Source organism: Tenericutes bacterium MZ-XQ (assembly GCA_002838205.1).
GTDB lineage: Bacteria > Bacillota_I > Bacilli_A > Acholeplasmatales > Acholeplasmataceae > Mariniplasma.
Window position 1 is genome coordinate 1965255 of the sequence record CP017950.1, and the last position, 12702, is coordinate 1977956.

The following is a 12702-nucleotide window of genomic DNA, read 5'->3' on the forward strand; positions in this document are numbered from 1 at the left end:
AAAATGAAAAAAGATAACATACTAGAAGTTAAAAACCTAAGAACTTCATTTTTCACCCATCTTGGAGAAGTTCAGGCAGTTAGAGGTATAAGCTTCGAACTCAAAAGAGGTGGCATCTTAGGCATTGTTGGAGAGTCTGGCAGTGGCAAGAGTGTATCTAGTCTATCCATTATGCGCTTAGTCGATGATCCAGGAAAAATCACTGAAGGTGAAATCATTTTTGATGGTGTAGATCTAGTCAAACTGTCAAACAAAGATATACAAGATTATAGAGGAAAAGAAATCGCCATGATTTTCCAAGATCCCATGACTTCATTAAATCCTGTATATACGATTAAAAATCAAATGATTGAAGTTATCTTAAGACATGTTCATATTACATCTGAACAAGCAGTTAAAGAAGCTCAAGACATTAAAGATCTAAAAGAAAGAGAAAAAACATTAAAAAACCTTGAAAAAGGGATTACAAGAAAACTAAATAAAAATGAAGCATTAGACCGTGCAATACACTACTTAAAACTAGTAGGCATACCCGAACCAGAAACAAGAATTAAAGAATATCCTCATCAATTTTCTGGTGGTATGAGACAAAGAGCACTGGTTGCTATGGCTTTAGCTTGTGAACCAAAACTTATCATTGCAGATGAACCAACAACAGCACTAGACGTAACTATTCAAGCACAAATACTAGATTTACTAAAAACCATTAAAAAAGATTTAGATACATCCATTATCTTCATCACACATGATTTAGGAGTTATTGCAGAACTTTGTCAAGATGTTATTGTCATGTATGGTGGTATGATCATGGAAAAAGGGACTGTTGATGAAATATTTTATAATCCTCAGCATCCTTATACCAAAGGACTTCATCAATCCATTCCAAAAGATGTTGTTGGTCAAAAAAATAGACTCATACCTATTCCTGGATCCCCACCAGATCTCATGAGCCCACCTAAAGGATGTCCATTTAGCCCAAGATGTCCATTTGCTATGGAGGCATGTATCAAAGAAGCTCCACCTTTATATAAAATCAGTGAGACTCAAGTATCTGCTTGTTGGCTTCAAGACCCAAATGCTCCAGATGTTGAAGGCTTTACAAAGTCAGAGGTGAGAAATCATGAATAAAGATAAAGTTTTGTTACGGGTGAGCAACCTTAAAAAGCACTTCTATATTAAACACTCACTTTTAGGTAGAGTTACTAAAACGTTAAAAGCGGTTGATGGTGTCAGTTTTGATATCTATGAGGGTGAAACATTTGGACTTGTTGGTGAAAGTGGATGTGGTAAAACAACATGTGGTAGAACCATCATTGGTCTATACGAGAACACTGGTGGAGAAGTATACTTTGAAGGTAAACTCATTTCTATTGGTACAGATGAGTTTGATCAAAACATCCATGAAATCCTGGATGAACTTAAAGAAAATGTACAAAAGATACCAAAAAGTCGCATAGATGAAATAACGACTTTAAAAAAACTATATAAAGAAAAAGTTGATCAAGAAATGCATAAGAAACATGAGGCTCTGCAAAAACAAAAGGACATCAAACGCAATCCTCGTGACATTCAAATGATATTCCAAGACCCATTTACTTCTCTTAATCCTAGAATGACTGTTTCTGAAATCATCTCTGAAGGAATAAAAACACATCAATTACTAGAAGGTAAGGCCATAGAAGAAAGAGTCTTTAGTCTATTAGAAACTGTTGGATTAAAAAAAGAACATGCCTCAAGATATCCACATGAATTTAGTGGGGGTCAACGCCAAAGAATTGGTATTGCTAGATCTTTAGCAATGAACTCAAAAATGATTATATGTGATGAACCAATCAGTGCACTTGATGTTTCAATTCAAGCACAAGTTGTTAATATGCTTGAAGATCTCCAAGAACAATTCGGATTAACATATTTGTTTATTGCACATGATTTATCCATGGTTAAACACATCAGTGATCGCATTGGAGTTATGTATTTAGGAAAAATGATGGAACTTGCGTCTAGTGATGCACTTTATGAAGAACCTTTACATCCCTATACAAAGAGTTTGTTATCATCGATTCCACTACCTGATCCACAAGCAAATAAAAAAAGTAAACGAATGATACTAAAAGGTGAAGTCACATCACCAATTAATCCAAAACCTGGTTGTAGATTTGCAGGACGCTGTCCATATGCAAAAGATAGATGTTTCACAGAAGATCCAGTCTTTGAAGAAATCAAAAAAGACCATTATGCAGCTTGCCACTTCGTCAAAGATATCAATGATTTGAAATAACCATATCAGATTATGATTATTTGAAATAAATAAAAAATGGAGGAGATTTAGAGTTATGAGAAAAATGTTGTTAGTTTTAGTCGCTATCGCAACCTTGTTCACACTCATCGCTTGTGGTGGCGGAGTCGATGCCAATACACTTAATTGGAATATCGGCGCTGATCCAAAAACTTTGGATCCAGGTCTAAACGGTGCTAGTGATGGTGGGGACGTCATCAACAACACGTTTGAAGGTCTAGTTAGAGAAAAAAATGGTGTTGTCTATCCTGGTATGGCGGAATCTTGGGAAATGTCTTCAGATGGTCTAACGTATACATTTAACATTAGAGAAGATGCTAAATGGTCAGATGGAACAGCTTTAACTGCTGACGATTTTGTTAGATCTTGGTTAAGAGGCATGGATCCACGAAATGCTTCTGAATACTCATGGATTTGGGAATACACTAATGTTGTAGGTGCTAATGAATTTGCATTTGCTGATTCAGAAAGTACAGATGCCGAACTTGATGCACTTGCTGATGATGTTGGTATTAAATCGCTAAATGATGGTGCTCAATTCGAAGTTACATTAACTGCGCCAACAAACTGGTTTGTATCACTGATGGCATTTTATCATTTCATGCCAGTTCCTGAAAGTGCTACAATCGCAGGTGAAGGTGCATGGGCTAAAGATCCTGAAAAAGCTATTTCTAATGGACCTTTTAAATTGACTTATTATGAAGTTGGAGATCATCTTGAACTTGAAAAGAATGAACACTATTGGAATGAAGATGAAGTTGGTATTCAAAAAATCAATGGATATTTCATCGATTTAGCAACAACTTCTTATGCAAGATATTATGCAGGTGAACTTGATGTATTAAATGATGTTCCATCTGATTTAATACCAAATCTATCTGTAACATCAGATGAGTTCTATACTTTTGCTTTACTAGGAACTTATTATGTGAATTTCAACTTATCTGGTACGCCTATTGGAGGTACTAGAGATATCGGTAATCGTGATGTTGAAATATTCGGTAATCAAAATCTACGTTATGCTTTAACTTTATCTATTGACCGTACAGCAATCACTGAAGCGATTGGTACAGGTGCAGTTCCAGCTGCTGGATTTATTCCTCCTGGATTTAAAGATCATAACGAAGAAGATTTCTACGAAAACAGTAAAGATGATTCTGAAATTGCTGTTGATGACAGCATGTACGACGAAGCTGTCGCTTACTTTGAGGATGCTGCTGATGAACTATATCCAAACTCATCAACCCCACTTGCTGACTTAAGAGCAGAACTTGAAACTAAGACATACTTATATAACACAAGTGAAGCACATGCTCAAGTTGGTGTACTGATTCAAGAAATGTGGTCTGAAAACCTAGGCTTTGAAATTAAACTAGGTAACGAAGAATGGGCAACATTCCAAGACACAAGAACTGATGGTGCTTACGATCTATCTCGTGGCGGATGGTTAACAGACTTCATGGACCCATCAGGTATGATTGGTATCTTCACTCAAGGTAATGCCTATAATGACCCTGATTATTATAATCCTGATTTTGAAGATGCATTAGAAGATGCTAGAGACGCAACTACTGCTGCTGCTCACTTTAATGCTTTATATGCAGCTCATGAAATCTTTATGGAAGATATGCCAGTGATTCCAATTTATCACTATAGTGATGTACTCATGGTAAGTTCTATAGTAACTGGTTGGTCAAGATCAGTATTGGGAACTATTGATTTCTCAACTGCTAGTGTAGACAAATAATATTTAACTCAAGCAAAAGAGTTTAAAGTGTACTCATCACTTTAAACTCTTTTTTTTGTCTATTTAATTAGACTAAAATCTCATAGATCATTTGTGTTTAATAGGAAGTAGTTCTTCTGGTGCATAGGTATTAACAACTTCCAATATTTGATCATTACTTGCTATAAATATATTAGCTTTCTTCAATCGATATTTTGATATCTCCCAAAATCCACTACCTTTAATCACAATCTCGGACTCAGAAAAGAATAACCATCCTTGTGTTGGTGTATGAATCATCGTGATTTCTTTAACTTCTTTCCAAGACACACTCTTTTTCATCCAAAGTAGTTTTCTATCTATACCTTTCTCACTAATTTTAACTTGGGGTAGCAAATACAGAAAAGCCCAGATCCATAATCCAAGTGGGAAAATTAAAAACATTAAAACCCCTATAATGATGACACCTGTCGTAACACTATCATTTCTACCTACTGTCATCATCAATATGTACATACTTACTGAAACAACCGTGAGTACTGTTATAAAAATATAAACCGGTAAAAACACAATGAATGTATCTTTCTTCTTTTTCATAATTAACTCCATCGTTCGTATTTATTTCAACCCATGACCTTTTTCAATCAGTTCAACCATTTTTGAAAGAGCTCTAATCGCTGGTGCACCATCGATGACATCATGATCAACTAGTACAGTCACATACAAATAATCTCTAATTTCGATATTGCCTTTAACAATACCTGGCTTTTTAATAATAGAACCAATCGCAAAAGAAAGCGGATGAACACTTTTAGGAATGACCCATCCATTAATTCTACCAATCATACCTACAGAAGTAATCATCACTGTTCCCATGTTCGATTTTGTTAAAAATGGACTATGTAAAATTCTCTTCCATATAAACCTTCTTAAAAACCTAGGAGCTCTAGCATAAATATTCATCATACGAGCATTTTTCTTTTCACCTAAGACATAATCGCCTTCGTTGTTTATAGCTTGATTTTGAGCATTAGCAATCTCTAAAGCAATATCACTAATCGATTTTTCATTAGTCTTTCGAATGAGATAAGGTAGCGGTACTTTGATGCCATCAGCTTCTCTTTCAATCATGATTGTTATATCAATATCATCGAATATAACAATTTTTTTCTTACCTTTTCTAATGCCATGAATCGATTTGTTTTCTTCAACTGCTTTACTGATGCATTTAATCATCCATGCATTAAAAGATAGGCCTTTATTTTCCTTTTTAAGTTCTCTTAACATTTTTCTTGCTTCAGTTACATCTAGTTCTATGAGTGATGTTATTTGATGCTTCATCTTACTTGCATAACCAATATCAACTGTTCCTACTCTGCTTTTTGCAAAGTCTTCTAGTTTATAATTGCCCAAATTTTTCATACTATCTCTCCATTCATACAATTACAATATCGATGTGATTATTATCGTTAATCATGGATTTTATCAAAAAATTGGTGTATCAAACCTGAAAGCCATCCATTGATTCGACGTATTCTATCTTCTATTTGATTTCCTTGATTCCATATGATTTGATTGATCTCATGTTCTAACTGATAAATTGTAAATCTTTCGGCTAACATCGGAATCGTCCAAAAGTGATCATAGTGATCAAGTATCGATTTTAATAGTGTTTCAAAACTTCTATCTAAATCCATAGGATATATACACCAATGAATTAAGTTGGTAAATTCGAAATCATATGATCCATATTGTGAACACTCCCAATCTATCATACCAACATATCTATTTTGATTAATGATAATATTTTTGGGGTGCAAGTCATTGTGGAGTATTACTGGACCTTCTTCAAAATTTAAACTATCTATATGATGATACATATATTTAAAAGCTAATGCTATCGTTTGTTGATCATCAGCAGAAAGATCTACTTGTTTGATTTGATTATGTAATAAACTTATATATTTTTGATGACCTGATTTCCAGCTTCCTCTGTGCTTTGGAATTGTTGGAATATAATGCCCAATATCATATTGATCACCTTTTATTTGATGTAATTGTTTTAGTGCTTTAGCAATATCTTTTCCTATTTCAATAGCATTGTCAGTCGATAAAGCAGGTATGGTATCATATAAATTTGACCCATGAAAAAAATCTAAGAGCATATAGTTTATCTTATTCTTTTGATGTATTATGCAACCATGTCCATATACTCTTTGAGTACCCTGCAAAACATTTAATCTTAAAAGCTTATGAACTTCATCTAATGTATGTTCTGAAATTCTTAGCATCAAACTTTGATTAACTAGATAATCGCATACCCGATCATTACTCTGAAACACTTCAATCTCTTTAGCATCTAAATTGCACTCACTTAAAATTTGATTGATGATATGTTCACTGTGATTTATATTGATTTTCATTATTTCCCTTTTGAGCAGTATAAGACATATCAATCCTTAAACATTGCCCATTCCTTTTCTTTAACAACTAAGCATTATTTCTTGTAAAATCAATGTTAGCCTTTTATAACATTTGTTATCATTATATAATTTTTACACGCAATCGGCCAGTAGTGATTTGAATTTTGTTTTTCTTACCTTTGATACAATCCCTAAAAAGAAAGATTTTGCATATACTGAGGTTGTTTAATGCCTAAGAATAAAGTAAAATAATGATAACTGTCAAGGAAAGGAGCACGTATTAAATACGTTTATAAAAACACTATGAAACCCTTAATCAAACCTAAAAAGTTAAATCCAGGAGATACTGTAGCTTCAGTCAGTTTATCATGGGGTGGTGCAGGTGATCCAAACACTAGCTTTCGATATGACTTGGCTAAAAACCGATTAAAAGAAGTTTTTGGATTAAATCTTATAGAGATGCCTCACACATTAAAAAGTCCTGAATTCGTTTATAATCACCCGGAAAAACGTGCAGAAGATTTAATGGCTGCCTTTAAAGATCCAAACATAAAAGCAATCTTTTCTACCATTGGTGGTGATGATAGTATCAGAATGTTACCATACATTGATTTTGATGTGATTAAAGACAATCCTAAAATCTTTATTGGTTATTCAGATACGACTGTCGCTCATTTTATGTGTCTGAAGGCTGGTCTTAGTAGCTTTTATGGTCCTTCATTATTAGCAGAGTTTGCTGAGAATGTTGAGATGCATGATTATACAGTAGAGCACTTAAAAAAGGCATTATTTAGCGATTTACCTATAGGAGAAATTAAACCAGCTTCCTATTGGGTTGATCAACACCTAAGATGGCATCAAGAAACAAAAGATATCCAAAGACATCAAGCACCAAATGAAGGATATGAACTCTTACAAGGTAAAGGTATCGTCTCTGGTCATCTCATTGGTGGATGTATCGAAGTCATGGAAATGATAAAAGCAACAACAATTTGGCCAAGTTTGGATCAGTGGAATGATGCAATCTTATTCTTTGAAACATCTGAAGATGTTCCTACACCTGATTATATTGAATACTGGCTTAGAAACTATGGTTCCATTGGTATTTTAAATCGTGTGAAAGGTATTGTCTTTGGGAAACCTTTCGATATGAAATACTATGACGAATATAAAAACAGTATTTTAAAGATCGTACGTGACGAACTAAAACTTAAGGATTTGCCTATATTATATAATCTAAATTTCGGACACACAGCACCTATGATCACGATTCCTTTTGGGGCAAAAGCAACCATTGATTGTGAACAAAGAACATTCATTATTGACGATTCTGGCGTGACAGCATAAAACAAACACATCATTATAAAGAGGATACCCGATTAAGGATATCCTCTTTTTGTTTTCGATTGATCTACTTTTCTAATTCTACTACTTTCGTATAAAGTCTTAATGGAAAACTACCATCATGACTTTCTCCAGTTATCATTCTAGACATGTTATTGGCTTTTGTTAATCTTGTAACACCTGCATGAATTAATAATGATGCATAAGTTTGATAGTCATTTCTAGACACCATGAGTCCAACAGTTTGTAAATGATTCTTATGTGGTTTTAAGGTGGTGATAATGTGTTCTTTTGGAAGCATTTTAATCCAAATACTTCTAAAAAGCATGGATAATTCTAGATTTGAATCATCAGATGTCATTACACTGATGCCGTCTTGTTGCCAAATCTTTTTACGTGTTTCGTGTTGTTCTAGTTTTTCATTGTATAACTGTAATGCGTTTTTACTTTTCATACCAAATGGGATAGGCTTATGCTTACGATTTACGTCAATAAATATCTTGAAAAATCGATCAGCAAACTGATCAAGTTCTTCTCTCGAATCAGTATCAACAAATATACCTTGTGCAGACGAACATAAAACTTGATTGGTCATTGCCATGTGATTGGCAATGCCTATTAAGTCTTCATCGCTTGCATCCAGTGTCGCATAGCCAAATGACAGTTTGTGCCCCCATTCAATAATTTTGGTTGTCACAGAAGCCATTGATCGTGCTGCCTTAACGGCAACATCACCTCCCCAAACAATAATCGCATCTGCAATATCAGCAAACATCTTCAAAGTTTCAAGTTCAGTTGATGGCACATCAAAAACATATATGTATGGTTTTAATTTAGGTTCTATCTCGATTAGTTCAGATAACAGTTTAACCGACACACCTCTGTCACCTGAAGGTAGTTTTAAAATATTTATATTTCCAGCGAGTAATCCTTCAATGACTGAATATGCAGGTAAAGCATCAACATTACCTGCTGCAATATGAAATAATATACCTAATGGATATATTTTTCTTTGGACATGCTCATTTAAACCTTCTAAAGATTGATAATCTTTACCTAACTCAATTTCCATTTTTTTGAATAATGCATCTTTTTCAAACATAGGCATGTGGTTCAAAAAATAATCATAAGGAATATCAAACTCTTCGAGTAATGGCAGTATCAAATCATCATATGCTCCTTGTTTAACTTTTTGAGCGAGCTTATCACATGCCATAACAACATCATCAATATTCAAACGATCTTGAGCTTGTAATGTCTTATAACAATCATTTCTAAGTGACTTAAGTTTTTCTGATTGCTTATGATTTTCTAATATTTCACCATGATATAAAATCATATAATCACCTCAGCTCTTCAAGAGATCTTCTGCACCTTGTGCACAAGTCGTAATATCTTTTATACCTACACGTCCTATGATTTCCAGCCATGGTGATTGCGCACCACATGAACATCCTTCATCGTGTAAAATCCCCAAATCATCTGTCATGATCGATAAGAGTGGAGTACCTTCAACCATAGGTGTCAATAAATTAATAAGTCCTATTTGTCCATTAGGCACTGGTTTAAATGTATCGGGATCTCTAATAATTACCCTTGCATAAGCAGGTACATGAAAATGATGATGTTCACAATCAATGTATAAAATAGGATGTTCAACCGCACCAAAGAATTCAACACAGTTTTTCTCTTTAATGCCTAAGACATCATGCACAAGTCGATAGAATTCTTGTTTATCTACTTTTTCTGCATAAAACTGTTTCCATCCACCACCTACAGTGATTTTGGATCCTTTAGGCATAGTGAGTTTGATACCTTCAGCTTCCATTTCTTTAAGCAAAAAATATGTGTATGCTGGAAAACCTATGGTTCGAATCGGTGTTCTTTTTTTAGATGCAGAAATAAAAGCTTGTTTCATATGTTCTAAATCTACTTGATATCCCTTTTCTTTTGAATAGCGGATTGCATAGATTCTCTTCTTTGCAGGTGCAACATAAGTAAAACCATATGCAGTTTTCATGATACCCGCATCACTATGTTTTGTTGGCTCATATCCGAATATCAAATAAGTGACTGGTCTCATAGACCACAACTTATGCACCGCAAACAATCGCTTTATCATCTTAAAACCACGCCAAAGGTCACCTACACTTAAGGCAATCTTACTTTTAAAACCTGTCGAAGTACCTGAAGAAGTAGCTTTGATTGGCATTTTCCATAAAGGTTTTGAAAAAAGTTCATGGTGTTTAAAATATAAAGTTGGAATAAATGGTAGATCTATCAAATCATCGATAGATTCAATGTTTGTTGGGTCGAAATTTGCTTCATCTAATATCCGCTTATAATCTTCGCAGTTATTATAATGATACATTGCGTTTTCTCGCATCGCAAGACAAAATAGATCATCTGATTTTTTCAAATCATATGGTCTTTTCAAGTTAAACAGTTTTCTTGCATATCTTCTTTTCATCATGACCTCCAAAGATTTATTATATAGACTTACTAAACATTATTTATTATCTGGAATATGACCTTATTGCGCCACAATTCGGACATTTAGTCTTATCTTTAGCAATCACAGAGCCACAATATAAACAATAGTCTTTTTTCTCCTGGGTATCATCATTAGTATATTGATCTAGACTTGATCTTTGCGAACTCGATGTCTTGAAGTAATATGTTAAAGATAGAATAATTGAGAAAATCAAAATCAATCCAATGCCTAATGCAATCCTACTCAATCGAACTGCTTCAACATAACTTCCATCATCAGATAAATCAAAATTCATATAATCGGCATTGATAGAATCTGTATCAGATGTTAATGGTAATCTATCAACAACAATTTGGATTTCTCCTCTTCTAAAAATCCGAGAAGCTTCTTCTACCGTGTAAATAGAATACGTATACCCATCTTCATACCATAAATCAAAGTTAGAATCTTCTATATTATAAGTGATATAATACTTACCACCTTCACCTAGAAACTGATTTGTGACTTTTGCAGTGACATATTGATTAGGTTCAGCTGTTTCAATCATATTGAAGTAGTATGACTGATCCCTTTTGATTTGGTTTATTTTAGAAAGTTGTGTAAAAAAGAAAACACTACATATGACAAGCCCAAAGACTAAAAAGGATATTAAAGGACCGATTTTTGGTCCTGAATTATATCCGGATGAACCTGTTGTGTATGATCTTCTGAAGAAAGGATATCTATATCGATGATAGTCATTATCTCGACGCTGAAAAGATCCAAATTTGATACCTTTAGAACTTCCAATTCTAGATCCTCCAAAGCTGTGACCGCCTCTTCTTCCACCGTGAGAACCTGATGGCATATGTGTTCCCTCCTTAACGATTATTATGTGCACATTTAAACCTTAGAAAAAAATGATTTGTTGAAGTTAATGATTTTTGAGATATTATTTATTTAATAAACTCTTTTTCCTTTGCAAATTTCACTGAAAAAAGCAACCCAACAATTGCTATTAAACCAAATACAACACTTCCAAATATCATGACTCCATCAGTGGTATACGTATATGTCGCTACATCATCTGTATTTCCCGTTCGTGTATAAATATTTTTTATAACAGTGCTATTAATAAAGCACAATATGACTCCCAAAAATCCTAAAACAAAAATTGAAATGCTTAATACAAACTTTTTCATAGTGAACCCCCTCCAACTCGGTTATATAACTAACTATTATGATTACATCACTTTTACATTACGAGCTTGGTACATCTAATAAATGTACTTCGTCAATTTTATAATGTATTATATACTCAAAATCCGAGCCATTAATGATTTGTGATATAAATCCTGGACTAGTTTTAACAACTAAATATAGATCATCACCAAACTCATATATTTTTTTAACATGCGTTTTAATTTTGAAATCTAATACTATGATTTCATCATCAGCATTCATTAATATAACTTGATTATTAAAGAAATCTGAAGACTCTGAAATGTCTGTATAATGTGAAGAGTTTGGTCTATAAACCTCATTTTCTTGTTTTTCCTCAATAAAATTAGATTCTGAATCATAGATATCAATTGTACCTTCATAAATGGAACTTTTACCATAGAATATTTGATGATCTTTTTTCCAAAAATCAATATACTCATCTTTATCATGAGTCACAACTTCTATTTCACCTGACTCAATATGATATATACTAGCTATGTGATTTCCAAATGTTCGATTAAGCAAATCACCATAAACAATAATGTAATCATTTGTCAGCATAGGATGAACTTGATTTGCTATACCATATTGACTCGTTTGATCTAAATATCCAATATGTTCTAAATCTAACAATTCACCTGCTAATGAGTGTTCAACATAATCTATTTGAATGTTTCCATTATCAAATAGTGTTACACCTTTTAAATGCTGATCAATGATGAAATCTTCATAAAAATAAACTGTATCAATGATTTCGTATGTATTGCTTTTTGAATCGAATTTCACGAAAAAAGTATCTCCGTATACTTTCACACTTGTGTAGACATACTCATTATATTGTGCTGAAGTTGCCCTTACTTCTCCAGCTCTTATACCATCGCCATCATTATCTAAGGTAAGCGTCTCTGTAACTTCTTTTGAACTCATTATATTACCTTTTGAATCTGTAACGGCATAAACTAGCATATCATCATAGCAATCGTCATCATCTAAAGCATCAAAAGTCTGTTCATAATTTTTAAGAACAAAAATTAAATAATCTTCATGCTCAAACATATTTAAAACAGTTGAATTTTTATAATATCCTTTTGCTAAATTGAATTGATTATCGGGATATCTTTCTATAAAATAAATAGCTACCATTAAAACTGCAATACAAGTAACTACAATCATTAGTATAATCTTTTTCATTTAATCTCCCCCAATATTGTATGGT

General features: G+C 33.4%; 12 protein-coding genes. 4 read left to right on the forward strand and 8 right to left on the reverse strand.

What is annotated here, in order from left to right; translation table 11 throughout:
- Positions 1–3 precede the first annotated feature (3 nt).
- Genes BK011_09690 through BK011_09700 form a run of 3 tightly spaced genes read left to right on the forward strand, consistent with a single transcriptional unit; the run spans position 4 to position 4043 of the window.
- Entirely contained in the window at positions 4–1128 is a 1125-nt protein-coding gene (locus tag BK011_09690) for a peptide ABC transporter ATP-binding protein (protein AUD65943.1), read from the forward strand.
- Positions 1121–2278, forward strand: coding sequence for an oligopeptide ABC transporter ATP-binding protein (locus BK011_09695; GenBank protein AUD65944.1), 1158 nt, complete (start codon positions 1121–1123; stop codon positions 2276–2278). Before BK011_09690 ends, BK011_09695 begins: the two co-directional genes overlap by 8 nt.
- A gap of 55 nt (positions 2279–2333) precedes the next feature.
- The gene (locus BK011_09700) at positions 2334–4043 is read left to right on the forward strand and encodes a hypothetical protein (protein AUD65945.1); all 1710 of its coding nucleotides are present in this window, start codon (positions 2334–2336) and stop codon (positions 4041–4043) included.
- A gap of 87 nt (positions 4044–4130) precedes the next feature.
- Here the strand turns inward: BK011_09700 and BK011_09705 are convergent, their stop codons facing one another.
- Genes BK011_09705 through BK011_09715 form a run of 3 tightly spaced genes read right to left on the reverse strand, consistent with a single transcriptional unit; the run spans position 4131 to position 6445 of the window.
- Positions 4131–4619: a hypothetical protein gene (locus BK011_09705; GenBank protein ID AUD65946.1), complete on the reverse strand. Its 489-nt coding sequence runs from the start codon at positions 4617–4619 to the stop codon at positions 4131–4133.
- 21 nt (positions 4620–4640) lie between these two features.
- Positions 4641–5444 carry a hypothetical protein gene (locus tag BK011_09710; protein AUD65947.1) on the reverse strand — a complete coding sequence of 268 codons (804 nt, stop codon included), beginning with the start codon at positions 5442–5444 and terminating at the stop codon, positions 4641–4643.
- A gap of 47 nt (positions 5445–5491) precedes the next feature.
- Entirely contained in the window at positions 5492–6445 is a 954-nt protein-coding gene (locus BK011_09715; GenBank protein AUD65948.1) for a hypothetical protein, read from the reverse strand.
- Between the two features lie 303 nt (positions 6446–6748).
- On the opposite strand from BK011_09715, the gene BK011_09720 reads away from it, so the two are divergent.
- On the forward strand, positions 6749–7792 hold the full coding sequence (locus tag BK011_09720) for an LD-carboxypeptidase (GenBank protein AUD65949.1): 1044 nt from the start codon (positions 6749–6751) through the stop codon (positions 7790–7792).
- A 64-nt stretch (positions 7793–7856) separates the two neighbouring features.
- On the opposite strand, the gene BK011_09725 is transcribed toward BK011_09720, so the two are convergent.
- The 5 genes from BK011_09725 to BK011_09745 form a co-directional block, all read right to left on the reverse strand.
- The gene (locus BK011_09725; protein AUD65950.1) at positions 7857–9128 is read right to left on the reverse strand and encodes a hypothetical protein; all 1272 of its coding nucleotides are present in this window, start codon (positions 9126–9128) and stop codon (positions 7857–7859) included.
- Positions 9129–9137: 9 nt separating this feature from the next.
- Complete coding sequence (locus BK011_09730) at positions 9138–10262, reverse strand: acyl-protein synthetase (protein ID AUD65951.1); 1125 nt, start codon at positions 10260–10262, stop codon at positions 9138–9140.
- 43 nt (positions 10263–10305) lie between these two features.
- Positions 10306–11130: a hypothetical protein gene (locus tag BK011_09735; GenBank protein ID AUD65952.1), complete on the reverse strand. Its 825-nt coding sequence runs from the start codon at positions 11128–11130 to the stop codon at positions 10306–10308.
- An 88-nt stretch (positions 11131–11218) separates the two neighbouring features.
- On the reverse strand, positions 11219–11464 hold the full coding sequence (locus BK011_09740) for a hypothetical protein (protein AUD65953.1): 246 nt from the start codon (positions 11462–11464) through the stop codon (positions 11219–11221).
- A 58-nt stretch (positions 11465–11522) separates the two neighbouring features.
- The gene (locus BK011_09745; GenBank protein AUD65954.1) at positions 11523–12677 is read right to left on the reverse strand and encodes a hypothetical protein; all 1155 of its coding nucleotides are present in this window, start codon (positions 12675–12677) and stop codon (positions 11523–11525) included.
- Positions 12678–12702: the final 25 nt, after the last annotated feature.

What these genes read in the sequence shown, in the direction of transcription:
- BK011_09690 (AUD65943.1), top strand. Translation starts at nt 4, where the DNA reads ATGAAAAAAGATAACATACTAGAAGTTAAAAACCTAAGAACTTCATTT.
- BK011_09695 (AUD65944.1), top strand. Translation starts at nt 1,121, where the DNA reads ATGAATAAAGATAAAGTTTTGTTACGGGTGAGCAACCTTAAAAAGCAC.
- BK011_09700 (AUD65945.1), top strand. Translation starts at nt 2,334, where the DNA reads ATGAGAAAAATGTTGTTAGTTTTAGTCGCTATCGCAACCTTGTTCACA.
- BK011_09705 (AUD65946.1), bottom strand. Translation starts at nt 4,619, where the DNA reads ATGAAAAAGAAGAAAGATACATTCATTGTGTTTTTACCGGTTTATATT.
- BK011_09710 (AUD65947.1), bottom strand. Translation starts at nt 5,444, where the DNA reads ATGAAAAATTTGGGCAATTATAAACTAGAAGACTTTGCAAAAAGCAGA.
- BK011_09715 (AUD65948.1), bottom strand. Translation starts at nt 6,445, where the DNA reads ATGAAAATCAATATAAATCACAGTGAACATATCATCAATCAAATTTTA.
- BK011_09720 (AUD65949.1), top strand. Translation starts at nt 6,749, where the DNA reads ATGAAACCCTTAATCAAACCTAAAAAGTTAAATCCAGGAGATACTGTA.
- BK011_09725 (AUD65950.1), bottom strand. Translation starts at nt 9,128, where the DNA reads ATGATTTTATATCATGGTGAAATATTAGAAAATCATAAGCAATCAGAA.
- BK011_09730 (AUD65951.1), bottom strand. Translation starts at nt 10,262, where the DNA reads ATGATGAAAAGAAGATATGCAAGAAAACTGTTTAACTTGAAAAGACCA.
- BK011_09735 (AUD65952.1), bottom strand. Translation starts at nt 11,130, where the DNA reads ATGCCATCAGGTTCTCACGGTGGAAGAAGAGGCGGTCACAGCTTTGGA.
- BK011_09740 (AUD65953.1), bottom strand. Translation starts at nt 11,464, where the DNA reads ATGAAAAAGTTTGTATTAAGCATTTCAATTTTTGTTTTAGGATTTTTG.
- BK011_09745 (AUD65954.1), bottom strand. Translation starts at nt 12,677, where the DNA reads ATGAAAAAGATTATACTAATGATTGTAGTTACTTGTATTGCAGTTTTA.